Genomic DNA, 26,262 nt, shown 5'->3' on the forward strand with positions numbered 1-26,262 from the left:
GGCGAATTGATCGTCAGTCCCTCCCCTGCTTCAGCCGCCCGCTCGGACAGCCAGACGTGCTGGACGGCGAGCTGATCACCGACACTGAGTACTCGCGCACCCGTCGACGATGACGCCCATAGCCCCAAGGGCTGCGGAGCCACCGGAGGTCTTGGCGCTGCTGGCCGACGAGTTGACCGACGACGAGCACGGCCTCGTCTCGACGGCCGAGTTGAGCTGGGTGGCGTGGGTCGGCACAGCATGTGCCGACCCGCCCGACCCACGCCAGAAGGTACAAACACGGTCATGATTGGCACCGACAGCTATAAAGACCACGGTGCTGCCCCAACCACGTCGACCGAATGGCCAAAGCCATCCACGTCCTTCAAACTACGACATCGCCGTAGGATGAAAGGCTCAGTGCGGACACCCGGTTGTGACGTCTGCATCACCGTGGCCACGCGTCAGTCGACTAGGTTCGTCTGCACCAGACGCCTGACTTCGTCGCTGCCTCCATGGACAATCCTGGCCGTTTCTTCGTCGGGATCAGCGCAGATGTACACGTACTCACCGACTTGCAGGCCGAACCGCCGGACGTAGATGCCGAAGCCGTGCGTGAATCCCGTCTCGTTGTTGTACGCGGCGGTACCACAGGGCTCGCCTCGTCCGTCGATCAGCTCGAACCTGGTGGATGGGGTGCCAGCCGGAAGCCACCGACGCAGCAGCACCCCCGTCAGCCTGAAGTTGGACGTCACGGCCATCATAACCCATGGGCAATCGTTTGACGTTACACCAGCGCGGAAGTCTCGGTTCTCCGTCAGAGAGCGTGCCCGCGCCTGTCTCTGGACGGTCGCAACCATGTCCGAGGCAACCTGCGTACCGCGGACCGTCCATACGTTTCGGTCCAACTGCACGAAGGCGGGATGGAAGGTCAGATACAAGCCGACCGTACTAAGATTCATGCCGAACGCCTCGGCGGTCTCCATCAGGCTAGTTCGGTCCAGGACACCGTTCGGCGACATCCTGATCAGCTCGACGAGAAGCGCCGCCTCGACACCGAGTTCCGTATTAGCATCCAGCGGGACCGTCGCGCTAATCTCGTTGCCGTCGAGCGCAAACTGTTCGTGCCATTCGCAGAATGCCCGCAGTCCGGTGATGGTCGGTGCCACCAGATCTGCCTGGTCTGCGGTGTGACCGGAATTGCGGTAGGCCCAGAAGTTTTCGACCGCCTGCCGTGCGCTGGATAGATCGACAGGCTGATGCACGGACAGAAGAGTGCGGAGTGTGTTGACCAAGCGGTTACGCGCTGAGGACGCCCAGGTGACGTGGTCCTCGTTGAGCCACACAACCGACTCCGACGCTGCCAATAGTGCTCTGACATCGTCCTCGGTGACGACGACACCGGAATCGAGTGCCTCGTCACTGACCTGAAGTAGCGTGGCGAGGCCCTGTCGTTCAGCAAGCCTGCGAGTTGCCCGGTACACGGCAGTGAGGGTGTCGGGATCGTCTGTGACGACTCCGTCCTTCACCTCCAGGTCGAACGGTCGTCCGGCGAACTCGGCGCACGCGCGCAGGCTGTCCAGGCTATACCGGATGGTGGTGATACCTCTGCGGATCAGTTCGTCAGCCAACACAAAATCCGCACAGGGCGCCAGCCTCTTCACAAGCTCCAACGCGGCGTCGAGCTGCGGCCACCACAGGTGCAGCCCGTATAGAGCCTCATGCTGCTTCTGGATCTGGCGGGCGCGTTCGCGAGTTACCCCCATGGCGAGTCCCGCCTTCTCCAAAGTGGAGGGTGGTTGCCCTAGCAGTCCATACCGTGCCGCCAAGCCGTTGATGATAGCCGGTCGACAGGGACGCCGTTCGCGGTGAATCACCCTATCCGCTTCAGACAGGATTCTGATGACCGTCGTCTCCAGCGGTTCGGAGTCGTCGAAGGTCAATTCGGCGAGCTTGCCGTGCACCCTTGCCAGGTCGGCTTGGAGGCCTGGCCGATCTGGTTCCTGGACAGCGTTGGTGCCGGTCATCAGGAATCCGTGTTCCCGGCCGGGGCGAAGCCGTTGTTCAAGGCGGCGTCATAGATCCTTCTGAGGTGATCGATCTGCTTGCCAGTTGGCGTCTTTCCTGCACTCAGCAGTGCTGAGGTGCCGGAGGCGATACGCCTGTCAACAGGGGTAAGTTTGTCATACTTGCTGGCCCAGTCAGCCAAATCCGACCATGGCACGAGGAGTAGGTCTTCGACGCTGATAGTGGACGCAACGATATGAGGTGAGTCCTTCGCGGTGAGCTGGGCGACAGTTGCCCCGCTGAGCTTCCACGGTAGGGCGCGCGCCTTCTCCCAGCATGCTGGCTTCTTCGCCCATTCGCTGATGTTGCCAGGCGCTCGGTCGAAGAACGACCGAAGCAGCCGAGCCAGCGCGGGGATCTCGCTGCGTAGCTCTTCCGGCAACTGTTGTGTGCGCCAGATTACGTCGAGGTCGAGGCGTCGGCTCGTACGGTTACTGATCAAGGAAACAGCGTAGGCGACGACCTGCGCCTTGTAACCCTCCAAGCCGTTCTCACGGAACGTCTTGGCGACTATCTTGTCGGTGTGTCGAAATAGGATCGCCTTCGCTACAAGATGCTCGAAGTACCGTCGATCCGGTTTCTGGTTTTGCTCCGGACGTTGCGCGAGCCGCAGTGCGAACTCGGCGAAGCACTTTTGACCACCGAGGCTGACGGCGTGCGGAACCTCGTCCCAGGCGAGTTCGAATTTCGCCAGGTCGGTCTTGATGAACTTCTGCGCTGGCGGGTGGGTCTCCTTGAACGCCTTCTGCCTGGCCGGCGTACCCGTCCTGGCCACCTCATCCTGGTACTGGCCGCGTGCCCGTTCGTAAAACCATCGGGTCTGCTTGTGGGTGCCGTTCGTGGCTGGCGCCCATACCGAGCGAGAGAGGCGTTCGATGTCGACGTGGAAGGGGTGATTGGTGCTGAAGTCCGCCTCTTGCACCTTGTTCTGACTGTTGGCATAGCGGGAGATCAGTGGGACCAGCTCGGTGAGCTGGTCTGGCGGAACGACGGTTAGCTTCATCTGGACGTGTATCCCGTCCAGTGTCGCCTTGTGCTTGACTGCCGCGTGGTAGAGCGACGCGGTGGTCTGCCCACCGTTGACGATCTGCAGGTCTTTCAGGCTAGCGATGGCACTGCCGCCCTCGCGCGTTTTGATTACGTCGACGGCGGATGCGGTTGCGGAGATACCGTTGTTGTAGGCGAGGAACCGGTGCGGCTCGTTGAGGATCGTGTCCCGGATGCCTTGGTTGACTTTGCCTCGTGCCTGCAGGAACGACCGTACGTTGAGTTCAAGCAGACGGGCGGAGTACGTCGCGTAGATTTCCTTCAACACGGCGCCGGGCACGATGGCTAGCATGGTGTGGCATCCCTGCTCGTCGAGGTCAGTGGGAAGGCAGGGGACTGGCGCACCGAACCAATTAACGAAGTCAATGTGGATGGGCTCCTGCTGCCGACCGGAGGTCACCAGTCGGTGCAACCGCACTACGTCCCAGACCTGGACCGACGTCGGCACATCACCGAACTCCGGCGTCGTCACGTCCTTCCTCGTAGCGACCACACCATCGGTGAAGACCCAGAACCGAACACGGGTGAGTTCCGGCAACGCTTGGCTGATGCTCTGCGCCATGTCGAACACTGGTGACGCCACCTCAAGCCCGGCTGCACCAGTCCGCGACACCTTCTCCAGGAAGCCCCGCAACCGTCGGAGACAAGTCTCGATGTCCGTCTTGCCTACGGGTGCGGGCGGCACTACTTGCCTCAGTATGACGCCGAACAGGTCGAGCGTCTCGCCATCGCCGCTGATGTTGTAGCCGGAGACCTCCTCACCGCGAGCTTGGTGAAAACATGCCTCTCCGCCCTCCAGTTCGGCGACATCGGCAAGCTCACCAACCATCCGTTCAAGGAAAACGTCGCGGATGCTCCGCTCCGCGCCCGGCACACCGGCCTCTGTGAGCAGGTCCTGCTGGAGCGACTCGGCGAACTGGTCGATGTCTGTGTCAGTCATGCCTTCATTTCCAGTACGGCGATCATGTCTTCGACGTTGACGAGGAACCGGACGGCGGCAAGCAGGTCGACCGTGTACACGATGTCAGACACCCCGACCGGCCTGGTTTGTTCGGTGATCCGGGGAAAGCCCTCAGTGACCCGGTGGACTGTCCGACCCCGCAGCGCGTATCGCCGGTCCTCATACAGCCGGCTCTGCGTGTCCAGATAGCCAGCACGTACCAGGCGCTGCTCCAGCTCGCCAGCGACACCGAGGTTGGAGGCCTGCTTGCGCACTTGGCGAACGAGTTCGGGAAGGGACACTCCACGTCCACCTTGTCGCACATCGAGCGCCAGCGTTACCAAGAACAACGCTCCGGGGCCAGCGTCGTCGAGCTGTCGTTCGCTGCTGACCCTTATCCGGTTGGCGTCGTGTCCGGTCGCGGTCTTGACCTCCACGCTGCCCTGCTCGAACTGGAAGTCCTGTAACTGCTGGTCGGGACCGGTCCATGCGTACACCGCGTTCGAGCCGAATCTCGGCAGGAACAGGTCGGACAAGGTGTGCAGCTCACCGAACAGCCCACGCTGCTGCTCCCGTGACAGCCCGTCGGGACTGACACCAGCGAGCATCCGCTGCCACTCACCCAATCGGTTCACAACCACGCCGCCTGGTTCCGCAGTGACCTGTGCGAGCCTCACGAGCAGATCGGCCACCAACGCCGTGAAGATGTCCGTGTAAGTACCTGCACGCAGTACGAGGTCCAACGTGGCGCCATGGTCTGGGAGGCTTCCTCGCTCGACCACCACGCCTGACGTGACAAGCAGCCCGTTGGTCGCATTGGCCGGAACATTGTCGGTGGCCACTGAGAAGACTCGCCGGGCGGCCGGATACTCCACGCCGACGAAACAGTGGTGCGGACTATCTGCCAGCACTCGCCGAACCCGTCGACCAGCCGACACCGCACCACTCTGCGTGTCGTGCAGCTCGCCCCAGAGCTCCTCAAGATCGGTGGTGGACGGCACCGCGGTCATGACTGCTCCTCGTCGGAGTCCTGGCTGCCGAACTCCTGATCCCACCACAGGTTCGTCACCCGGTACTTGATGGTCTTTGCGGTTCGGCTCCTCGGGAAGCTAAGGGCGAACCCTACGGGCGGCAGGTCAGGATGCATCCAGGCGTCGGGCATGAGCGGATACAGCAACAACAGTCCGCGACTCGGTGGGCGGACCTCACGGATGAAGAGTCCACCCGGCACGCTCGGCGCAGATGTCCTAGTCTTCGGGTCTAGCTGCCAAGCCTGCTTGGTAAGTTCAAGAGCCCGGTCGCCCTCGTCTTCGGAGAGGTCCAGTTTCTCGTCCCCCGGCGAGACGAGCCGACGGATCACGTAGCGGTCACGTCCGGCTCGAAGGCCAGCTTTGTACTCGTCGTCGGCGTACAGGCCTTCCTTGGACAGGAAGAGGCCGCGTTGCGCGAGCCCGACCTCGAGATCGCCGATCTTGAACGTCTTCTTGTCTTTGCCGGAGACCGAAACGAGTACCACCGTCCACGTCGTGAGTTCCGGTTTTTTCGTAGTCAGCAAAGTCCTGACGTACTCCGCCAATGCCCGCGGCTGCGCCTTTGTCGCAACATCGGAGGCCTGGTACTCATCCAGGAAGTCAAGGACGTCAGGCGCGGGCACGCCTTCCCACTTGATATTGCCGAGATCGCCCTGGCGGGACTTCGGGACACCCATGGCGTTGACGAGGCGTTCAGTGGCGGCCAGGTTGTTGCGAAGCACATCCTCGTCCGTCTCGAACGTGATTGACTCACTGATAGTCTGCGAGAATGTGATGTCAACGTCGGTACCGTTACGCATCTTTGTTCTGGCAGTGATCATCAGCCCGTCTGGATGTGCGCGGACCCGAAGCCCATACTCCTGTGGCGTCTTCCCGAGAGCTGCCATGTACTCGAACTCGCGTAGCAGCTCCTCGTTGGCCAGCGCGATGTCGCGGTACCACCCGGCGAGTTCGTCGGTCGTGTATAGGCGGCACAGGTCAAGGTAACCGGGTCGATAACCGAACCAGCGGCCCATCTGCATCAGCGTGTCGTACATCTTCGATGCGCGGAGGTAGTAGCTGACTGTCAGCCCTTCGAGGGTCAGACCACGGGAGAGCTTGTCTCCACCGATCGCGATCAGGGTCAGCGGTCGGTCGGCCTCGCTGTAGGTCAGGGCATCCTCGGACTTCCCGTTGAGCACGCGCAGTTCGACATCGTCGAGCACGCCTGGAAGCGCATCGCGGATCTGTGCCCAGTCGATCACCGCACCGACCTCCGAAGTCAGATCAGGGATCCGCAGCAGGGCTTCGGTGGTCGGTACGAAATCGGTTCGCCACAAAGACTCCAACGCGGGCCACGGGGAGTCGGGACTGGTGGGGTCACCGTGCCACACGCGCTGGCGCATCAGGTCCACATGCTCATGCAGAGCCCGGCGGACGAGCGCTTGCACGTCGGTAAAGCGGGTGACGTGCACGAGCATCGAGTTGTGATCTTCGTGACCGCGAACCCGACGTGCGGCTGTGGCGAGGAGGAACGCGTTGATCGCGGTTAGCAGCGATGCCGGCAGTCTGCCTGGGACAGTGTCTTTTTTGTGCTTATTCGGGAGCCACATCTCGTGGTCGTCGAACGTACTGATGATCGGCAGACCAGGCTGCCCCTCGATGCCCGAGTTCACATCGCTGTCCAGCCCGAAAACGGTGTTCACGCCGACGTAGTTGCTCGGTGGCCGGAGATTGATTATGAAGCTGCGCGGAAACAGGTCCTCGCCGTACTTGTCGGTCTTCTCGTCGGCGTCGATGAATATGTTTGCAAACGGCGTGGCAGTGTAAGCGAGGTAAGCTGATTTTTCGAACGTCCTCAGTAGTTTCCGGATCAGACCGTTGATCTTCGTTGGGTCGTAGTCATCGATCGGCTGTCCGTTCTCGTCCGTCGGCCGGGCCTTGGTGTTGACCGAGGCGTTATCCGCCTCGTCGTCGATCACCAGCAATGGAACGTTCCGTACAGTCTGCTGACCAGTCTCCGGGTCAAGCTCCTGATTCAGCCGGGTGGCCCACAAGTGCAAGTTCCGCAATACAGAGGCGTTCTTCTTGACCACCAGAATGACCGGGTCACTGCCACCCGCATTGAGCCAGACCTGCCTGGCGACCTTGACCTGAAAATCGCCCTTCTCATCGCTGCTGGTCAACGAGTGGACGTGGAGGAACTTCCCCTTCATCTGCCCGACCCCGACCTTGGCATTGGTCTGGTCGTAGCTGCGGTTGCTCCTGGTGTCGAACCCGAGGAACTCCATGTCCAAGCGGTGCTGAGTCTGGCTGCGCAGACTGTTGTGCAGACCGGCCAACACAACGATCAGGCGATAACCGGCGTCTGCGGCCTTGCAAATGACGCCTGTGTAGTTGGCGGTCTTGCCGGACTGCACTTGGCCGACAACCATTCCACGACGGTCCCACCTGCCAGGCCGGTCTGGTTTCTCGAACGAGCCTAGAATCCGGTCGGTAACCTGGTCGATGCTGCGGATCTGAGCTGGCGCCCAACCCTTCCGGCCCAGATACCGCCGATACCGGTCCCAAAAGTTCCACTCGATTTCGCCCCTGGCGACGTCCAGCCAGGGCACATGGTCCTCATGACCGTTGAGGACCTGTTCGGTCGGAAGCCAGACATTGCACCGGCTCTCCACGTCCCTCCGCAGCTTGTCGACGTCGACGTTTGCCTGCCCTATGGCACGCAACGCCTGGTCGACCGCCCGTGCGACAACGCTGGCCGTGACGTCGTCCTCGTAATCAAGCAACGTCAGGGCGATCTCCATCGCCTTGCGGTGGTCGGGGTTCATGCCATCTCCTGACCGAGTTCGCGTGTGCAGACCTCTCTGACGAGGTCGGGAAAGTCAGAGAACGGTTCCATTGTCAGCAGCCGACCTACAATTTCCTTGCCGGATGTCCCTGTGCGTCTCATCGCTCGGGCGACATCAGTCAGCACCGACCGGACCGCGTCCGGCGCGGTCTCCTCGAACGGTGCCGCTTGCCGGCCCGGTCCGTCCGCATGGTTGAGGATGATCAGCGGAACCGGAACAGTCTCCTCCAGCAGCCTGATCATGGCCTCGACGTCGCCGCCGCCCGCAGTCGTGAGCAACGCGGCCACAAGCGGGTGCTCACGATTGATCTGATAGGCGATCTTTGTTCCCCGCACAACCTGCAGCCAGGCTTGGACCACGTCACCTTGACTGGCACGCTGAAGTACCTTGCCGCGGTGTCGGTAGACATTCGCCGACCGCAGCCGAACGACCTCTGCGATCCGCCGCAACTCTGGGACGAGTGCGCCCGGTGCCCGGGCCACCGACTTGCGGACGTCGATCTGCCAGTCTGAGTCCATGTGGTTGGGCAGGTCGAGGCGGATCCGGGCCAGTGAGGTCAGCTCCTCCCGCCGGAATCCGAGCCCGAGCCAGCTTCCGGACACGATCAACCGTCGGTTCCGGTAGATGTAGAACCCCTGCTGGGATGCCCAGCCACGAGGGCCGCCAGCGATGATGTGGTCCCGAGACGTCATCCTGCTCACATGCGGCAGGACGAAGGACTTCACCTTGATCAGCTCGCTCCGGTACGGCAATGACTCGTCCGTGACCACCTGGGTCGTCTCGTGGGACTCCAGGAACGGGTCCCACGGCACGACGTTCCGGCCGTTCACCCGGATCGTGATCTGCCCGGGACCCGTGATGTACCGATGGAAGGTCATCCCGAGATGCTTGGCAACCCGGTCAGCGATGGTGTAAAAGTGTTTCTCTGCCTGCACATTCTGCGGATCTGGTGAGACAACAAGACGGTCCAGCTGTCGCCACAGCACCACCGTTCCCGGCTTGTCACCGTGTAGCTCCTCCCACAGTCGCCGGTCCTCGGTTGTCAGCTCCGTCAGCAGCTGCCAGCCACCGACGCGGACGACATGGTCGAGATCCCACGTCCGAGCCGCCAACGACGATGTCACTGTCACCGACATGACGACCAGCCGCCGGCACTGCGAGAATGACGCTGTCTTGAGTCCGAGTCCGAACCGCCCGAGATCACTCGCCTTTCTCGGCGTCGAAGGGCTGGTGGTGCCCGGCCGCATCGCCTCTCGGAGCCTTTCGCCGTCCATCCCGAGACCATCGTCGACGATCGCAATCCAGGACTCGTTGCCAGCCCATCGCAGGCGGACGTCGATCGTCGTGGCCTTGGCGGTGATGCTGTTGTCAACCAGGTCCGCGATTGCGGTCTCGGTGGCGTACCCGAACGCGCGAAGCGACTCCACCAACGATTCTGCGCGGGGTTCGACGATCTCGTAGCCAGTCACGTTTCCGCCACGTCAACGGTTTCCGCTTCATGCATGATCCGTAGCACGACCACGGGCCCCGTCTCGGCCGACAGCCTGGCAAGAGGCGGCGGGTTTGCGCTGCTGTCCACCCTCCAGGAAGCACCTGTCGCACGGGTGGGTGCTCGGGGTCCACCCCGCAGTTCAGCTGCCTCTTGTCGCGAGTCATCGTCCAGATACAAAGGCAGCCCACGTCGCGGGAGCATGCGGTGTTTCGCCCACGAGCCTGGAGTGTCTCCTCCGCAAGGCCGCAGGCGGCGACACTGATCCTGCGGAGGTGACCACGAGCCGCGATCGGCGGCGCCGTAGGGCCTTCGGACGTCGACGTTCCACTCCGCAGCAAGCGCTGCGAACCAGCTCAGTGAAGCTGGGCCCCCGACCGGATGCGGGTTGACGATCTCGTAGTAGGCGTTGTTCATCTCAACCCGCCACCAGCCACTACACCCCCGTCCGCGTCTGCTCGGCTCGACCGAGCCACCGACGCACCAAGCTTCCCCGGGTCAAACGACCAGCGTAAGGAGGTCCTACAGGTCCGTACGTACCATCTGCCCGTGGGCGTCACCAGCACAAAGAGTGATAACCCAGCTCAGCACACCGACCGACTGTTGCCGAACCGTTACACTGGCCGCGAGCGGTCCTGGCCAGGAATCGTCGGACCCCACCGCTATCGTTACAGTCGTCCATCGGCCCCGGTGACGGACGGCGACTCGGCACCGGAGATCATGGACGTTGTTGATCCAGGACGACGTCTGTGTTCTCCTGGTGCTCGTTGACGCAGATGTTCGGGGGAAAGGTACGGGCGGGTGTCCATCTACGGGGTCAAGCTGCAACGCAGCGACGATCTACGACTTGCCCGCCACCCTGACGGCTGCACCGAGCACACTTTCGAGCAGTGGTGCGCGCAGAAGCTGGCCGCTGGACAGCGGCTCGCCGTCGACCTGTTCTCCGGTGCCGGCGGGCTGAGCCTCGGGCTGGAGGAGGCTGGCTGGACCGTCGCGGTTTCCGTCGACAACGACGAGAAGGCCGTGCAGACACACAGTCACAACTTCCCGGGGTTGGTGCTGGATCTCGACCTCGGCGAGCCCTCACAGCGTCAGGAGCTGGTCGAGCTACTAAGCAGGACCGAGATCGATCTCCTCGCGGGCGGACCGCCTTGTCAACCGTTCAGCCGCGCCGGTCGCAGCAAGATCCGCAGCTTGGTGGTCGCCGGGCACCGTGAGGAACACGACCACCGGCGTGAGCTGTGGCAGGCGTTCCTCGATGTCGCGCTAGCTGTACGGCCTCGGGCCGTCTTGATGGAAAACGTTCCGGACATGGCCCTCGGTGACGACTTCGCCGTGGTGCGGACCATGGTTGATGCACTGGAACGCAGCGGTTACTACACCGAGTTCCGGCTGGTCGATGCCTGGCGTTACGGCGTTCCCCAGCATCGGAAGCGTCTCATAGTTCTAGCTCGACTTGATGTAGAGGAATTCGCTTGGCCAGCCGAGCAGAGCAAGCAGCCAACGCTGCGCGACGCGATCGGTGACCTCCCTGAACTCGGCGACACCACCGGCGGTCGCGAGCTTCCCTACAGCAAGCCCCGACGTCTGTCTGCCTTCGCCGAGACGATGCGAGTCGGTGCACGGAACGGTGTCGTGTGGGACCACATGACGAGGCCGGTACGTGACGACGATCGCACGATCTTTGGAATGATGGACGCCTCCACCCTGTACGCCGACCTTCCTGAGGATTTGAGGCGTTACTCGGCGGAGACGTTCGACGACAAGTACAAGAAGCTCGACTGGGAGTCAGTAAGTCGCTCCATCACCGCCCACATCGCCAAGGACGGCTACTGGTACATTCACCCACAGGAACTCAGAACTCTCACAGTCCGCGAAGCCGCCCGAGTCCAGACCTTCCCCGATCGCTTCCGCTTCGCGGGCACTCGCAGTGACGCATTTCGCCAAATCGGCAACGCCGTCCCTCCGCTCCTAGGACGCGCCGCGGCAGCTGCGCTCCGCCCGGTACCGACGCACGAACGTTCCGAAGAGCGGCTGGGGGAAGTTTCGCGCTGGATTGAGGCAAGGCAGGCGCTTACCAGTTGGGCAAAGCAACAGCAGCGCGGCCCTAGTTGGCATGCGTTGCCCGGTCAAGGTGTCACGCCGGCCGTGGCCGCCGTCGCAGCGCTTCTGATGAGTCGGTCCAACGCTCCAAGAGGCACCGACCGAGCGCTTGCCACGATCCGAGGCCGTACACGGCTGACGAAGGCGGAGCTCGACCAGATGCAACACGAACTCCCGACGCAGGCAGGGCGTCAGGTGCTGGAGCGATTCCGGCCGTTGCTGCCCAAGCGCAAGCTATGGACGGATCCAGAAGCGCTGATCGAGCACCTGGCCATGAAGGCAGCGGAAGAGCGAACCTTCCGACTCCTGGTAGGCGAGGACGTACTCCTTGCGAACCAGGCGACTCTCAGGGTTGCGGCACGGGTAGCGGGCAGTGGCTCGGACAGGACGAACAGGCTGAGCGACGGCCGTGTCGATCTGGCAAGACTGGTCGGAGCTGGCCCGGACGCGCCGCTGCGCGCGGCGGCGCTCCGTCTGCTCGGTAGTACGGTATGCAAGGCACCCAGCACGGTATGCGGCGACTGCCCACTCAGGCAGCAGTGCGTCGGCAGCTCAAGTGAGCGCGCTGTGCAGACCCTGTTCTAGCCGCCACCGCTCTGGTTCGGCGCGCAGGTGGTCCGCGACGGCCAGCCGGCTCCCGTCCACCCGGACCACCAGGGTCCAAGTGGGTCTGGTGTCCGACATCCGGGACGATGCCTACGATTCAATCGCCAGCCACATGGTCCTGTTCGATGCGCTCGAAGATGTCTGCGTCGGTCTCCTGCTGCCAGGCGGGCAACTCGTCCCAGTTGGCAACGTAGGAAGGCTTGGGGTCAGAAAAGTGCCGGTGGATCTGGCCGGTCCAGCAGGCGGCGATGAACTGGCCCTTCTGGGTACGAGTCAGCTTGGCGGCTTGACCAGCGGTGATGGTGAGAAAAGCCAGGACCTGCGAGTAGACCGCGGCGGCGGAGGCGCGTTCCCAGTCGGGGGTGTCCTCCCAGGCGGCGACGTAGCCGGGTTTCGGCTCGCCCGGGTAGTGCTTGCGGACCCCGGCGATCCACGCCTCCCGGAAGATCCTTCCACCTTCGGTGTTGCTCGCGGGCACGCGCGTTCTCCTTGGATCCTGACGGTGACGATTACGGTCGGCTCGATGGCGTCAGGCTGGTGATCAGGCGACGCCAGCACGGACGGCGAACTCGCGCAAGCCCGGCAGCGACGGCCCGGAAGAGCGCAGTTGCCGGGTCAAGCGGTGCGCCCACGGGCGCAGCCTGATTTCCTGCGGGGCGGCGCGTTCGGCGGCGAGCAGAGCGTGGAATGCCTGTTCTCGCTTGCCCCAGGCGCCGAAGGTCAGGGCAACGTCCTCCCAATAGCGCACCAGCCGCTCGGTGACGGTGATCGTGCCGGGACGGATGGCGCGGGCCGCCTCGATGGCGGTGCCGTAGTCGCCGAGCTTGCGGTGCACACTGATCTCGTACAACCCCAGGTAGCGGGCGTCCACCGCCGACGGGGTGAGTGCGGTGGGCAACGCCGTCCGGGTGGTACGGGCCGCGGTGGTCGCCTCTGCGTGCAACTCCAAGGCGGTGTCACGGCGGCCGGCGATGGCGGCGGTGTACGCGCCGGTCTCCAGCAGCATCGCGTAGGCCGCGCCGTACCCAGAGCTGGCCAGGCCGGCATCGGAATGCAGTTTGCCTGCGGTGTCCACGACCAGATGCTGGGCCTTGTCAGGCTGCTCGAACCGGCGCAGCACGACCGCACCCATCTGAGCGGCTTCGGCCTCCACCAGCAGGTTCCCGGACGCGCGGGCAGCCGAGAGTGCCTGGTCAGACAGACCAGTGGCCAGTCCGTCCTCGCCCAGCCGCAGCGCCAGCCAGGTGGCGTGCCGGTAGGCGGTGGCCATCAGCGCGTCCACTTCGCCACGTTGTTCGGCGTCCACGGCGGCGCGCGTAGCCTGCGCGTGGCGGATTACCTGCGGCAGGCCAGCGGCCAACTGGGAGTACCGGCAGGCCAGGTAGTCGGCTTGTATGCGGTCGACCAGGCGACGCAGCTCGTCGACGGTCACGGGTCCGGTTGTCGTGGACTGGGCGTGGGCGTCGGGCAGGCCGAGCAACGCGGCCCCGGCGACACCGAGCACCCCGGCCAGCAGTTCTCGACGCAGCACGTCATCACCGCCATTCAGAGGGTCTGCTGGCCCTACGGTAGCGAGTCCCAGTCGCTGAGGGTGGATGCCGTAGCGGTCGGCCAGCCGCCGCAACGTGTCGGTGTCCACCGGACGGCCGCGTTCGATGCGGGACAGCGCCGAGCCGGAGTAGCCCAGCAGCTTGCCAGCTTGCGCCAAGGTGAGGCGGCGCCTCTGGCGCTCGGCGCGCAGGACGTCCCCAGGGGATGGATCCGACATCTCCGTGATCCTCACGTGTCCCGCCTGTACTCCACCAGACCCAATTGGGTCAAGAGGCTGCCCGGAATCGGCACACCGTGCGCACGCAGCGCACACAAGCTCCCGATTCGACCTGAACGGTCGTTAGCTGGCTCCAGCGGACATGGCGTCCAGCGGACCAGGTGGAACGGAGCATCCCGCATGAGCCTCCGGGCGAAGCGAGCAGCGCGGTTGCCGCTGGTGCTGGCGCACGACGACCAGGTCGTCGGCCGTCTCCCTGCAACCGGACGCCGGACGTGTCTTCGAACGTCTGCCGTGCTGGCCGTGCGGACACCGGTCAGCACGGCAGGACCCCACCGATCACGACTGCGAGGACGTCATGTGGGTCGCCACCGCGCTCACGCTGCTGGGCCTGTTGCTGCTGGCGCTGGCCGCCGGGGCCAGCTTGATCTACGGGTTGCGTGCCTGGCGGAACCACCGGCGGCTGACCCGGCGCCGCACCGCGGATGTTCAAACGCATGTGGCGGAGCTGCGCTGCCGCACCGGCTCTGGGAAGCAGGACCACGACTCGCTGCCGTCACCCTGCCAGCCTGAAGAAGGAGGTGATCAGCGCGAGCGATCTCCACGCGGCGACCGGACCGACGACGAAGTCCAAGGCGGCCGACATCGAGCGGTGAGGCCACCGTTCGAAGGTCGTGTCCGTATCGCCGGTCATGTCCTGCACAACGCCGACACCCGACGTCTCCCCCGCATTCCACCTTCCGCCGGCGAGGGCTGATCTACCCGAAACCTCGACATCGCTCATGGCGACACCAATCACCACCAGGTTGCTGCACCACCGTGCCGCCTTCCCGAATGGCCTCTGCTGCCAACCGCAAGATCACGCTTGCGATGCGCGTGTAACGAACTAAGGAGACCAACGTGACAACTGCTCTTCAGGACGCCCCGGTGGGCGCCTTCGACCTGGACGTGCGGATCGAGACCGAACAGGTGGGGGTCGAAGACGCGGCGTGCGCGACCGACGACGGCTGCGGGCACACCTGCGAGCTTTCCGCCTGCCACTCACAGCGGTGATCTGACGACGACGAGCGACGTGGGGCCGGGTGCGAAGCCTGGCCCCATGCCGGGAGGAGGACGTAGACATGTGCGCTGACAAGGGTTTCGTCCACTACCAACACCACGGGACCGGGTTGCTCCGGGCAACGGCTGAAGTCATCGACATCCGCCGTTGGCCGGATCCTGACGACGAGCAGGACTGTCGTTCGTGGTTGGTCGAAGCCTGGCCCCTTCCCGGAATCGCCCCGGCGATCCGGCACGCCAGCCCCGTCCTTGCCACCCGCGTGGAGACGATCCTGTCGGGCGACGCGGTGGCAGCACGGGACGTCCGACGCGCCACCCTGTCCGTCGTCCGGTACGTGTTGCGCGCTCGTGGCCGACCGACCCCGTTCGGCACCTTCGCCGGCGTGAGCACGCTGGCCGTGGGAACCTCGACAGACGCTCGCTGGGGTACGGGTCATCGTCCTGTCGTGCGTGCGGAGACGCGCTGGCTCCACCGGGTCGTGCAACGCCTGGAGGACTGTGCTGAGCTGGTGGCGCGGCTGGATGTCACCCTCAACGACGCGGCGGAACTGCGCGCCGGACGGTGGGAACTGCCCGGCCCGCGCAAGGTCAGCGTCCGAGCGACATCCGCGGTGGCGATGGTTCGGGACGAGGCCGCCGTGCCAATCGGTTTCGGTGTCCTCTCGGACAAGCTGGCCCACGCCTTCCCGGAGGCCGGGGACGCCTCGGCGATGCTGATGTCCCTCCTGCGAAACGGTCTCCTGTTGACCTCGCTGCGCGCCACGGGCACGGTCACCAACCCGCTGGCGTTCCTGGTCGAACGTCTGCGGGACGCGGGTGCCGACTCGTTGCCCATCGCCCCCTTGGCGGAGGAACTGAACCGGATTCACCGCGCGATCACCGAGCACAACCACACTCCAAGCGAGCAGGCCCGCGTTGACCTGGCTTCGCGGATGCGTGAGGTCGCGGACTCGGTGCGCGTGCCGCTATCGGTCGATCTCCGGCTCGACGCTCACGTGCAGCTCCCGCAACAGGTGGTCCGGGAGATGCAGCGCGCCGCCGGCGTGCTGGCACGGCTGACCCGTGAAACCACCGGCAGCCGCGAGTGGCGAGAGTGGTTCGCCGCGTTCTGCGAGCGCTACGGCACCGGCACGCTCGTACCACTGCGGATGGTCATGGATCGAGACGGCGGAATCGGCCTGCCCCGCGGCTATCCGGGCAGCCCGCGGCTGGCCCACCGGCATGTGGTCTCGGCACGTGACGAGCTGCTGCTGGCTTTGGCTGCCGAGGCGACCGCCCTCGGACAGCGAGAGGTCGAGCTGGACGAAGCGCTGGCGGAGAAGCTGGCTGCCGCCAGCGGTGAGCGGGGGACACCTCCGCCGCACGTCGACCTCGGTGCGCGCATCCACGCCGCCAATGCCGCCGCTCTGGACCGTGGCGAGTTCACGCTGACGGTGTCGCCCGGACGGGCCGCCGGGACGCTCACCTCACGGTTCACCACTCTGGTGCCGGAGGCGGGGCTGGCAGCGATCTTCGCCGCGTTGCCGACCACGACCGCCGGCGCGGCGCCGGTGCAACTGTCGTTCTCCCCGATCTACCCGGCTGCGGAGAACGTGTGCCGGGTGCCCGCGTACCTGCCGGACGTCGTGTCGATCGGCGAGCACGTCCCTGATGGGGCGATCCGCGTTGACGACCTCGCGGTCACCGCAACGCACCGACGCCTGCACTTGGTGGACCTTTCTCGTCGCCGCGTCGTCGAACCGCAGGTGCTGCACGCCCTGGCACCCAAGCAGCAACCGGCGATGGCACGGCTGGTCGGCGAGCTGACCCGCGCACTGGACGTTGGCTGGATCGGGTTCGACTGGGGCGCGGCCGACGCGCTGCCCTTCCGGCCGCGAGTGCGCTACGGGCGGGCCATCCTGTCGGCGGCCCGGTGGCGGCTTGTGCAGACCGATCTGCCGATGAATCCGGCTGAGTGGGATCAAGCCCTGCACTCCTGGCGGACGACGTGGCGCTGCCCGGCACGGGTCGAGCTGCGCGACTTCGACCAGTTGCTGCCGCTGGATTTCGACGTGTCCGCACATCGAAAGATCCTCTACCGGCACCTGCGCAAGCACTCCGAGGCCGTGCTGCTGGAAGCAGCCGACCCGGATGCGGACGGGTGGCTTTCCGGTCATCCGCACACCGTGGTGCTGCCGCTGACCTCCTTGCGGGTGCCTGAGCCCGCTCCGGCCGTCGAGGTGCTGCCGATCCTGACCCGCGAACACGGCCACCTGCCCGGCTCGTCCTGGCTGTACGCCAAGCTCTACCTCTCCGCGAGCCGGATGGATCACCTGCTCGTCCACGAGTTGCCCGCGCTGCTGGCCGCGCTCGGCGACCGCGCGTGCTGGTTCGTCCGCTACCCGCAGGCCCGGGAAGGGGAGGAACCCGATCAACTGCGGCTGCGGGTCCGCGCGCACGGCGACAAGCCAGGTGACACCGACCGGATACTGATCGCGGTCACCTCATGGGGTGACCGACTTCGCGCCGAAGGGCTGATCGGACGACTGGCGTTCGACACCTACTTCCCCGAGGTCGGCCGCTACATCGCCATAAAAGAGGCGGAGGACGTCTTCACCGCAGACTCCCACCTGGTGCTCGCCCAACTCGCTCACCTGACTGCCGACGCCGTCGCCCCCGCCGTGCTCACCGGGTTGTCAATGTTCGACGTGGCCGCTGCGTTCCTCGGCGGCCCTGCCGCCGCCGCGGACTGGTTGAGCACCCAGGCCACTCCCGCTGCTCCCGACCGCGCTGAGGTCAACGAGGTCACGCGGTTGGTCCGCGACGGATGGCAGCCCGGCATTCCCGGATGGTCCGCCGTCTCCGAGGCTCACCGACAACGCGCCGACGCACTCGCCCGGTACCGCCGAGCACTGCCCGACGGCGTGGACATCGACCGCGTGCTGCACTCACTGCTGCACATGCACCACAACCGCGCGCTGGGCGTGAACCGTGACCGCGAGGCGATCTGTCTGCGGTTGGCGCGGCAGGCCGCCGCAGCCTGGCGAACCACCCAAGACATCGCATGACAGTACAAAGACGCGGACAGGTCCACGACGTCAAGAGCGCCCGATGGGCGCAGTCACTGGCCGACGGTGCGGCGGGCACGGCACTGCTGCACTTGGAGCTGGGCGAGGACGCTGAGGAGTGGCTGACGGCGATGGTCGCCGAACCGGTGCTGGCGCACCCGCACCAGGCCACGCTGTTCGACGGCGCACCGGCTGTGGCGTTCACCCTCGCCGCAACCACCCACCACCGTGCGCTGGCCGCAGTGAACGAGCATGTCGAGGCGGTCATCCGCGCCCGCTTGGACGCCGCTCACCGCCGGATCGACTCCGGCGAGCTGCCCGCCAAGCGGGAGTTCGACCTCGTCTCCGGGCTGACCGGCCTCGGCGCGTACCTCCTGCGTCGCCACGGCAGCACGGAGCGGCATGGTGCGCAGTTGGCGGACGTGCTCGTCTACCTGGTGCGTCTGACCGAACCACGCCCCGATGGCCTGCCGGGCTGGTGGGCCACCAGCGGGCCAACCGGTCCCGGCCCCGACTGGGCGGGCGGACACGGCAACCTCGGCGTCGCGCACGGCATCGCCGGACCGTTGACGCTCCTGGCGCTGGCGATGCGGCGCGGGGTTGTCGTACCCGGTCACGCCGAGGCGGTGGACCGCATCTGCCGCTGGCTGGACCACTGGCGTCGCGGGAGCGGGCACCGGTTGTGGTGGCCCGGAGCGATCACTCGAACCGAACACCTCACCGGTGCCCTACGATCGGCTGGCCCGCACCGCCCGTCTTGGTGTTACGGCACCCCCGGCATCACCCGCGCACAACAACTGGCCGCACTCGCCCTCGGCGACATCCGCCGGCAGCGCTTCGCCCAGCGGGCACTGGCCTGGTGCCTGACTGACGAAGCCCAATTAGCCCAGCTCAGCGATGTGTCGCTGTGCCACGGGTGGGCCGGGGTGCTGCACACTGCCTGGCGGGTGGGAGAGCACGATGAACAGGTGCGCGCCCACGTTCCGCGGCTCGCCGAGCGGCTGACAGAGCACCTGCTCCACCACCCGCCGCCTCCGCACGGGCTGCTGAACGGGGAAGCCGGTGTCCGGCTGGCACAGCGTGCCGCGACCACCGACACGACGCCCATCACGCGATGGGACGCCTGCCTGCTGCTGGACGGTTGACCATGACCGCTGAACGACGAAAGGAACCGATGGACTCCGACACCGCCACCGACCCGACGGCCGAGACCGCCGCCTCACCCGAGGCGTTGCGCGCTGAGATGGTCGAGAAGGTCCGCAAGGCCGGGTATGCCCAGCGCGAGGAGGTGGAGCGGGTCCTGCGGGACACGCCCCGCCACGAGTTCGTGCCCGAGGCCGGCCTGAAGTCCGCCTACAACCCGTGGCAGGCGGTGATCACCCACCGCTTCGAGGACGGCCGCTCGCTGTCCTGCGCATCGGCGCCGTTCGTGGTCGCCATGATGCTCGACCAGCTCGACGTCCAGCCGGGCAATCGAGTCCTGGAGATCGGCGCCGGAACCGGCTACAACGCAAGCCTGCTCGCCCGGTTGACCGGCCGCGCCGACCTGGTGACCACCATCGATATCGACCCGGATGTCACCGCGCAAGCCTCACGCAACCTGACCACCGCAGGTCACGCCGACGTCCACGTGATCACCGGTGATGGCGGGCTCGGCTACGCCGACCACGCGCCTTATGATCGCCTCATCGCCACCGTCTCGCCTTGGGACATCCCCGCCGCCTGGTGGCAGCAGCTCGCCCCCGGCGCACGGCTGGTCGCGCCGCTGCGCTGGCGCGGCCAGGCACGCAGCGTCGGCTTCACCTACACCGACGGTCGGCTGGTCTCCGACTCGATCTACCTGTGCGGCTTCGTGTACCTGGTCAACGCCGACGAGGGCGAACTCAGCGGCCCGATCACCGCCGACGAGACGGTCAAGCTCCACTGGGACCGGGACCAAGCCATTGACCTGGACGCACTGCGCGGAGTGCTCGACCAGCCGCGCACCACCGCCTGGTCGGGCGTCACCATCGCCGGCGACGAGTCGCACGACGGGATCTGGCTCCGCCTTACTGTTACCGACCAGCGCGTCTGCCGGATCGACGCCCACTCCGACGTCGCGCCCGAGGTGTGCGACCCGATCCAGGCGTTCCGGTCCCCGGCGCTGGTCGACGGCGACTCCCTGGCCTACCTCACGTCCCGCCGCCAGACCAACGGCGACGAGGTGCGGTGGGAGCTGGGCGCGATCGGCCACGGCCCGGCCGCCGCCGAGTTGACCGAGCACCTGTGCGACGAGATCCGAGCCTGGACGCCCGAGCGCGATCGACGGAAGCCCACCCTGATCGTCTACCCCGTCGACATGCCGGACAGCGAGCTGGCTGGCCCTGCCATCGACAAAACCCACAGCAGGTTCGTGCTCACCTACGACGACGTGTCCGGCTGACCTCAAGACCGCGCTGTGCGGACTGAGGGGCGGAGGTCCATACCCCAGCCAGGTCTGCACAGCCCGCGTTGAGGCTGGTCCGTTGACTGGAGACGTCGGTTCGGGTCGGCACAGGACTCCACACCCTGTGCCGACCCGCTCGACGTCCGACAAAGGTTCAGGGCTGGGCAGCGCGGAGCACCGGTTCTGGTCCGGCGCTCCGCGCGGTTCAGCGTGTGCGTCTGATAGTCGGGTCTGGTTGCGGGTGCTGTGGTCGTCGCGCCAAGGGCGGGGATAGTGATGATGGTTTGTGCACCGGCTCTGGTTGAAATGACAGCGGCTCCGGGCGGCCGGTTGGTGGGTGTCGTTTGGCCAGGTAGGCGCTGTAGTTGTTCATCCTGGCCGCTGCGCGGGTGGCGGCGGTGGCTTGTGCTTGCTGGCGGCTCAGCTGTCGCCACGCGGCGATCTGGACCAGCAGTGCGATAAGCGCGAGGACGAGGGCCGCGGCGAGCAGGCCGGTACTGTTGCGTTTGGAGAGGATGCCCGCCCTGAACAGGTCGCGTGCGGTGGTGCGTAGCGCTGCCGCGACCTCGGTCTGCCAGACAGGCTGGCCCCTGCGCGGTGCTGTGGCGGCCCGCTCGTAGACGACGACCACCTCGGCCAGGGCACCCGGTTCAGGGCCACCGAGTGCCCTGGCGACCGCGACGAGCATATCCGCCGTGGCGTGGGCGACGTCGTCACCGCCGCTGCCGTCGGAGACATCGCCCGCGATGACGCGGCCGGTGAGGTGGCGCCGGGCATTGTCGACGGCCTGCGTCGCTCTGGTGAGCAACTCCTCGGGAGCGCGGCGCACTTCCGCCTGCTCCTGGGCTGGTTGTCGTGTGCTGGTCCACCTGGCGGTCAGCTTCGGAGCGGACAGGTCATGGGCGAGACTGCTGCCGCTGAACCAGATCCGGCCGTCGGCAGATGCTTTCTCCCACTCCGCGCGCAACGCCACGCGGTAAGCGGTCAGTTGCCTGTCCGAGCCCCAGCGTGGCTGCACCGCCACCTGAAGGTCACGCTCCAGCAGCGCGATGAACTCCCGCGCCGAGGATGCCTCGACGGCTGCGGTACGGACCTTCGTGCGCAGCAGGTCCCGGTTGGTGTCCGCTCGCCGGTAGCGGGTGGCCTTCTCGACTTCGGCACGTGTCGACCGTATCGGCGCCGTCTGGTTCGCCGGCGAGGTCCGGGTCAGGTCGAGGCGCTGCTCCACCTCCAGGCACCACTGCCGCCAGCGCGGCCAGTTGCGGTAGGTGTCGGCGATGGTGCCGTCACCGCGGACGAGGTTGATGGCGACGTGGACGTGGTCGTTGCCGTCCTTGCTCGGGCCGTGGTGCACCGCGACCCACCGGCACCCGGCCCTGCCGTCGTCGGTCGGGCCGAAGCCCATCCGGTCGACGGCCTCCTCCACCAGCTCGCGCCAACGGGCATCACCGAGCGCGCCGTCCTGGCTGGGGATGGACAGCACCAGGTGGTAGACGTGACCGCCTTCCAGGTCCACCTCGTGCCCGGTCCTCGGCGCGTCGATTTCCCGAGCGAGGCGGGCCAGCCAGCCGCGGTGGTGCTCGGCGAACGCGCCGCCCTCCAGCCACTCCGGATCCCAGGCCGCGACCAGGTGCGGGTCGGTGTGCTCGTTGCTCTTGCCGGGACCGAACAGGTAGCGCAGCAGACCGTAGGTGTCCTTGCCGTACTTGCCCTTCGCCGGAGCCTTGGCGATCACAGCTCGCGCTCACGTGAGGAGTCGGCCGGGTCGATCGCCGCGAGCACGGCCCGGTGCTGCTCCAGGGTCGCGGTGAAGTAGGCCAGCGCGGCGGGTAGCTCCGGTGGTAGATCGCCGGTGCTGTTGGCGACGGTGGCCATCTGGTTGAGGTTGGTGCCGATGCGAATGAGCCGGGTCTCGACGGTGTCGAGTCGTTCAGCCCACCAGCGCTGCTCGCGCAGGCTCCAGCCGGTGGTCGAGTCGCGCAGCGCGGACTCCACCAGGTAGCGCGGGATCGACAGGCCCGCGACCGCCGCACGTGCGACGAGAGCTGCGTAGGTCGTGACCGTGGTGCGGACGTGGATGCTGACGGGCGAGCCGCCCGTCACGCGACGCTGCCGCCGCGTCTTCCGTTGCGTCATCAGTTCCCCCGATGAGTAGCCGGGCGTGCCCCCTGCACGCCCGGGACGTCAACCGCAGCGCTCGGCTGCGGCATCGGGATCCGGTAACCGGATCCCTAACTTGCTGACCGCTGGTGGGGGTGGCTCCCCAAACCGCCCCCACCAGCGGTCAGGGCTTCCGCGGCGACGAAGAAACGAAGCAATTCGTCGCTCAACCGGCCGCTAGGACTCGGCACGCCGGTACCGCATCGATGGCCGTCCGCGCTCCCCGGAGTGCCGGAATTCGGTGTACTCGCCGGTGGCCATCACCTCGTGGAGCAGCTCGTCGAGCACCTGTTTGGTGAGGTTGCGCCCGAACAACGCGGACACTTCGCCGCGCCCAAGTCCGGCCTCGCCCACACCGTCCAGAGCCCGGCGCAAGGTGTCGACTCTCGGGTTGCGCAGCGTCCGGTCGAGGACGAACTTGGCCGTTCCGATCGAGTAGCGCACCAGCGCGGCAGCCGCCTTGAGGTCCTTCACGTCGACCTGGTCGCGGTCGTCCAGGACCGCGTACAGGGCGGCGATGCGGCGGCAGTACGGCAATGCTCGACGGGCGAACTCGGTCCAGGCGCCCTCCTCGTCGTCAGCACAGCCCAGCTCGTCGTACAGCTCCTCGTTCCACAACCGGCGGGCTTCCTCGTCCAGGCCGACTTCCCCGTGACGCGCTGCTCGCTCGACTGCTTCGCGCAGCCGGGCACCCAGCTCCGACAGGACCTCGGGTGCAATCCCCTCCGGCAACGGGAGCCGCTTGGAGCGCTCGACGTAGACGGGGAGGAAGCGGTTGAAGGTGCCGCCGGCCATCTCAGTCTGGGCCAGCCTGAGGCGGAACTCACGGGGCGTGACGTGGCCGATGATGACCACGTGCGAGGACGAGGCACGCAGCGCGAGGCGGTTCATCACGGCCAGAGCCTTGCCCGACCAGCCTTCGCGCAGCACCGCTCCGACGGTGTTGCCCTCTCGCTTGGCGCGGGCCATGACGGAGCCGAATTCGGCTTCGAGGATCCTCAGCCGCTTGTCCTCGGTGCCGCCCGGGTCGTTCTCGTCGCGCGGGTCGCGGATGCGTTCGATCAGCCCTTCACCGGAGGACAGGCCACTCACGAATAGGTGGCCGACCTCGGGCACGGCGGCCCAGGTGAGCCGGTCCGCGGTCTCCGTGGCATCACCCTTGCGTCCCGCACCGGTGCGGCCGAACAGCAGCGGCCAGACGATCAGTGGATGCCGGGTGTTGCCGATCTGGACGTGTGGACCGGTGCCTATGACGGCACTGACGTTGGCCATCAGCGACACCAACACGCCGATCGGGTCCGCCTCGGTCGTCGGGTCGGCGGCCATCACCAGCTCACCGAGCACCCCGCGGAAGACCGTCGGGTCCACTGCGGGAGGAGCGGGTGGCAATTCGTTCGTTTTATTCGTCTCTTCGTAGGACTCCCCAGAGTGCGTCACGTACGACCGTCCTCGTGGTCGATCGATGGCCGGTTCGCGCGTTCAGCAGCGGGTGCGCTCCCGTTGAGGATCGCCGCGATCCGAGCACGCTGGCTGGCGGTGAACGGCGGCGCAGCGCGAACGATGCGCTCGACGTACGCTTCCAAGCCCGCCTCGGTGGCTGCCTGGGATTCCGTTAGCGCACGCCGTGTCCGGCACTGCCTGCCGCCCGGGTTGGTGAGCTTGCGGCGATCTGTCATCGCGCCTCACCGCCCTCACGCCGCGCAGTGGCGTAGGCGTCGAGGTCGGCGACGGCGATCCGCACAGCCCGTCCGATCCGGACGTGCGCGAGCGCGCCGGACCTGATGGCGCGGCGAATCGTCACCTCGGACACGGACAGGCGCCCTGCCGCGTCCCCCACGGACAGGTAGGCGGGTTCTATGTTCTTGTCTGCCACGGTGTGGCCCTTCCGATGCGGGAAGGCCACGACGGGCTACGTGGTCAAAGCGCTCCCCCAAGCGTGCACAGCCCGACGTGGCCCTCGCTGCACGACAGCGGCGAGGGACCAACGGCGGCCCGGCGCGCGAGCTACACGGGGCTCAGCGAGAACAAGGCGGCCTGGTGGATGCTGCGTTCGAGGCGGCGGTGCGTTCGAGGCCGGCCACGTCAGAAGGTGCGGCACGAGCCGCGGGCCGAAGATCAAGAGCAGGAGGGCGCGGAGTGCTGTCGGGTACTTCCGGGCGCCCAACGCAGCCCAGAAGAGTAGCAGTCTGATCAGCTGGATGACCGCTTCGGCGTCACTGATCACCTTCTCCTGCTGGGCTCGTGAGGAGCCCGGGTAGTACGAGACGGTGATGCCGAGATCCTGTGGCGTGGCCGTGGTCAACGCCTTGCCGGTCAATACGAACAGGTCTTCCTGCACCGTGTACGGCAGATCGTCCGCTCGTCGCAGCAACCTCAGTCGCTTCGCATGTCCCGCCGTGATCCGCGCCCGGATCCGGTCGTCGCGCTCGACGAATGCCTCGAACCCGGCCGCCAGTCCCTGCGGCCATCCCTCGTCGGGAGGCTCGGCCTGCGTGAGGCGAAGCGCGCGAAGACTATTGACCGCGCGCCTGATCTCACCGACCGAATAGGAATCCGGTACAGCGGACGACGGCACGGCCAACCGTTGCGGCGGTCGTTCCTCTACGATCCTGGTGTTGTCACCAGCCCCCATGAGACCACGTTAGACCACGTTAGACCACACAGGGCAGACAGTCGAACGACTCACAGTCGGTACTGAGACAACTACATTGCGATGTCACAAAAACGTCAGGTAAGTTTTAACAAAAAAGCGGTCTTCCTCGCGGTTAGAAATCAAACGAAGGATCAATAAAACCTTCGCAAGAATTGACACACCTATAACAACGTAAAATTCCCTCGCTTGAATCGAGATCAAGCACTGCCCCTAGCGCCTCTACATCCAGCGAGATGCGCGTGGGTCGCGCTAGCGGGTCGCGCGGGCGGGACACCATGCTTACTTCCTCGAGGTCAATATCGCCATGGATCGCCACCGGATTGACCTCGACAGACTGTCCCGGAACATGCGAACAATCAGTCCAGCCGCAACAATTACACCTCCCCTGGTCGTCCCTAGCGGCGATCATCTCATATTTCTGTCCGATCAAATGAGGACAGTCGTCAATATCCTCGAAGCAGATTGAACAAAGGCGTCGACTTGTGTAGCCAGGCGAGAATCCCCAGCGGTGATGCATCAGAGTTGCGGGGCATTCATCCCAGTAGACTCCGTCGTACATCCGAATCCAGCAGCCGAAGATACCACCGACAAATTCACCGACTGCGTGCGCATGCTGATGAGCGATATCAGCAAGAGGATGATCTTCGAGAAAATTGTACGCGGAAACAGCCGCATCGAGGGCGTTCCGCGCGGCTGACTCAGCAGCTCGATACTGCGCCTGGTAACCAGAGTTGCCGATGCCGTAGGCAGTCTCACGCCGGTGCGTGAGCAAATCTTCACTAGTACGCCACACCTGTTGCCGGCGACGCGCATCTTTTATTCCATCATCGAAAGCCTGCGTCCTCCACATGCCGTGCGATCGTGAGAAGACCCGCAGATCCCAAGCCAACGACAGTCCCGCAATGCGCAGACTAAGACCATACTGTCGGAATGATTTCCTAAGGTAGGTTATTCCTTCGTGCTCGAGGTAGGCCGCTCGGCGCGACCCAGCGGCAGGAGCGATAGGCACACCTGTCCGGGCCACCAACCCGCCAACCAACAGCCCTCCGGGCCCATA

At 65.7% G+C, this 26,262-nt stretch carries 20 protein-coding genes; 5 read left to right on the plus strand and 15 right to left on the minus strand.

Annotated elements, in window-relative coordinates:
* Positions 1-443 precede the first annotated feature (443 nt).
* The 5 genes from IOD16_RS27195 to IOD16_RS27215 are packed head-to-tail and all read right to left on the minus strand — an operon-like array spanning position 444 to position 9,364.
* Positions 444-2,006 (minus strand): hypothetical protein, encoded by a 1,563-nt coding sequence (locus IOD16_RS27195; RefSeq protein WP_201436637.1) that lies wholly within the window; start codon positions 2,004-2,006, stop codon positions 444-446.
* Positions 2,006-4,033, minus strand: a complete 2,028-nt coding sequence (locus tag IOD16_RS27200; protein ID WP_201436638.1) for an AIPR family protein — start codon at positions 4,031-4,033, stop codon at positions 2,006-2,008. Before IOD16_RS27200 ends, IOD16_RS27195 begins: the two co-directional genes overlap by 1 nt.
* Positions 4,030-5,043 carry a PD-(D/E)XK motif protein gene (locus IOD16_RS27205; RefSeq protein ID WP_201436639.1) on the minus strand — a complete coding sequence of 338 codons (1,014 nt, stop codon included), beginning with the start codon at positions 5,041-5,043 and terminating at the stop codon, positions 4,030-4,032. Before IOD16_RS27205 ends, IOD16_RS27200 begins: the two co-directional genes overlap by 4 nt.
* Positions 5,040-7,874, minus strand: a complete 2,835-nt coding sequence (locus IOD16_RS27210) for a Z1 domain-containing protein (protein ID WP_201436640.1) — start codon at positions 7,872-7,874, stop codon at positions 5,040-5,042. The genes IOD16_RS27205 and IOD16_RS27210 overlap by 4 nt, the downstream gene beginning before the upstream one ends.
* Positions 7,871-9,364, minus strand: a complete 1,494-nt coding sequence (locus tag IOD16_RS27215; RefSeq protein ID WP_201436641.1) for an ATP-binding protein — start codon at positions 9,362-9,364, stop codon at positions 7,871-7,873. The genes IOD16_RS27210 and IOD16_RS27215 overlap by 4 nt, the downstream gene beginning before the upstream one ends.
* 821 nt (positions 9,365-10,185) lie before the next feature.
* On the opposite strand from IOD16_RS27215, the gene IOD16_RS27220 reads away from it, so the two are divergent.
* On the plus strand, positions 10,186-12,072 hold the full coding sequence (locus tag IOD16_RS27220; RefSeq protein ID WP_201436642.1) for a DNA cytosine methyltransferase: 1,887 nt from the start codon (positions 10,186-10,188) through the stop codon (positions 12,070-12,072).
* A 118-nt stretch (positions 12,073-12,190) separates the two neighbouring features.
* On the opposite strand, the gene IOD16_RS27225 is transcribed toward IOD16_RS27220, so the two are convergent.
* From IOD16_RS27225 to IOD16_RS27235, 3 genes are all read right to left on the minus strand, one after another.
* Positions 12,191-12,571, minus strand: coding sequence for a hypothetical protein (locus IOD16_RS27225; RefSeq protein WP_201436643.1), 381 nt, complete (start codon positions 12,569-12,571; stop codon positions 12,191-12,193).
* 63 nt (positions 12,572-12,634) lie between these two features.
* Positions 12,635-13,861 (minus strand): helix-turn-helix domain-containing protein, encoded by a 1,227-nt coding sequence (locus IOD16_RS27230; RefSeq protein ID WP_201436644.1) that lies wholly within the window; start codon positions 13,859-13,861, stop codon positions 12,635-12,637.
* 556 nt (positions 13,862-14,417) lie between these two features.
* Complete coding sequence (locus tag IOD16_RS27235) at positions 14,418-14,645, minus strand: hypothetical protein (protein WP_201436645.1); 228 nt, start codon at positions 14,643-14,645, stop codon at positions 14,418-14,420.
* A 116-nt stretch (positions 14,646-14,761) separates the two neighbouring features.
* On the opposite strand from IOD16_RS27235, the gene IOD16_RS27240 reads away from it, so the two are divergent.
* The 4 genes from IOD16_RS27240 to fxlM all read left to right on the plus strand — a co-directional run bounded on the left by IOD16_RS27240 (position 14,762) and on the right by fxlM (position 20,389).
* Positions 14,762-14,914, plus strand: a complete 153-nt coding sequence (locus IOD16_RS27240; protein WP_201436646.1) for an FxLD family lanthipeptide — start codon at positions 14,762-14,764, stop codon at positions 14,912-14,914.
* Between the two features lie 68 nt (positions 14,915-14,982).
* Positions 14,983-17,967, plus strand: coding sequence for a lantibiotic dehydratase (locus IOD16_RS27245; protein WP_201436647.1), 2,985 nt, complete (start codon positions 14,983-14,985; stop codon positions 17,965-17,967).
* Positions 17,964-19,112 (plus strand): lanthionine synthetase C family protein, encoded by a 1,149-nt coding sequence (locus tag IOD16_RS27250; protein ID WP_201436648.1) that lies wholly within the window; start codon positions 17,964-17,966, stop codon positions 19,110-19,112. Before IOD16_RS27245 ends, IOD16_RS27250 begins: the two co-directional genes overlap by 4 nt.
* Before the next feature lie 29 nt (positions 19,113-19,141).
* Complete coding sequence (fxlM, locus tag IOD16_RS27255; protein WP_201436649.1) at positions 19,142-20,389, plus strand: methyltransferase, FxLD system; 1,248 nt, start codon at positions 19,142-19,144, stop codon at positions 20,387-20,389.
* Between the two features lie 208 nt (positions 20,390-20,597).
* Here fxlM and IOD16_RS27260 read toward each other — a convergent pair whose 3' ends face one another.
* The 7 genes from IOD16_RS27260 to IOD16_RS27290 form a co-directional block, all read right to left on the minus strand.
* Positions 20,598-22,127, minus strand: coding sequence for a relaxase/mobilization nuclease domain-containing protein (locus IOD16_RS27260; RefSeq protein WP_201436650.1), 1,530 nt, complete (start codon positions 22,125-22,127; stop codon positions 20,598-20,600).
* Positions 22,124-22,528: a plasmid mobilization protein gene (locus IOD16_RS27265; RefSeq protein WP_201436651.1), complete on the minus strand. Its 405-nt coding sequence runs from the start codon at positions 22,526-22,528 to the stop codon at positions 22,124-22,126. Before IOD16_RS27265 ends, IOD16_RS27260 begins: the two co-directional genes overlap by 4 nt.
* Before the next feature lie 201 nt (positions 22,529-22,729).
* The gene (locus tag IOD16_RS27270) at positions 22,730-23,989 is read right to left on the minus strand and encodes a DUF3987 domain-containing protein (protein WP_201436652.1); all 1,260 of its coding nucleotides are present in this window, start codon (positions 23,987-23,989) and stop codon (positions 22,730-22,732) included.
* Positions 23,986-24,228 (minus strand): hypothetical protein, encoded by a 243-nt coding sequence (locus tag IOD16_RS27275; RefSeq protein ID WP_201436653.1) that lies wholly within the window; start codon positions 24,226-24,228, stop codon positions 23,986-23,988. Before IOD16_RS27275 ends, IOD16_RS27270 begins: the two co-directional genes overlap by 4 nt.
* Positions 24,225-24,425, minus strand: coding sequence for a helix-turn-helix domain-containing protein (locus IOD16_RS27280; RefSeq protein WP_201436654.1), 201 nt, complete (start codon positions 24,423-24,425; stop codon positions 24,225-24,227). Before IOD16_RS27280 ends, IOD16_RS27275 begins: the two co-directional genes overlap by 4 nt.
* A gap of 36 nt (positions 24,426-24,461) precedes the next feature.
* Positions 24,462-25,184: a hypothetical protein gene (locus IOD16_RS27285; RefSeq protein ID WP_201436655.1), complete on the minus strand. Its 723-nt coding sequence runs from the start codon at positions 25,182-25,184 to the stop codon at positions 24,462-24,464.
* Between the two features lie 133 nt (positions 25,185-25,317).
* On the minus strand, positions 25,318-26,055 hold the full coding sequence (locus IOD16_RS27290; protein ID WP_201436656.1) for a hypothetical protein: 738 nt from the start codon (positions 26,053-26,055) through the stop codon (positions 25,318-25,320).
* Positions 26,056-26,262 lie beyond the last annotated feature (207 nt).

Origin of the sequence: Saccharothrix sp. 6-C, from assembly GCF_016695385.1 — a bacterium.
GTDB classification, from domain to species: Bacteria; Actinomycetota; Actinomycetes; order Mycobacteriales; family Pseudonocardiaceae; genus Actinosynnema; species Actinosynnema texasense.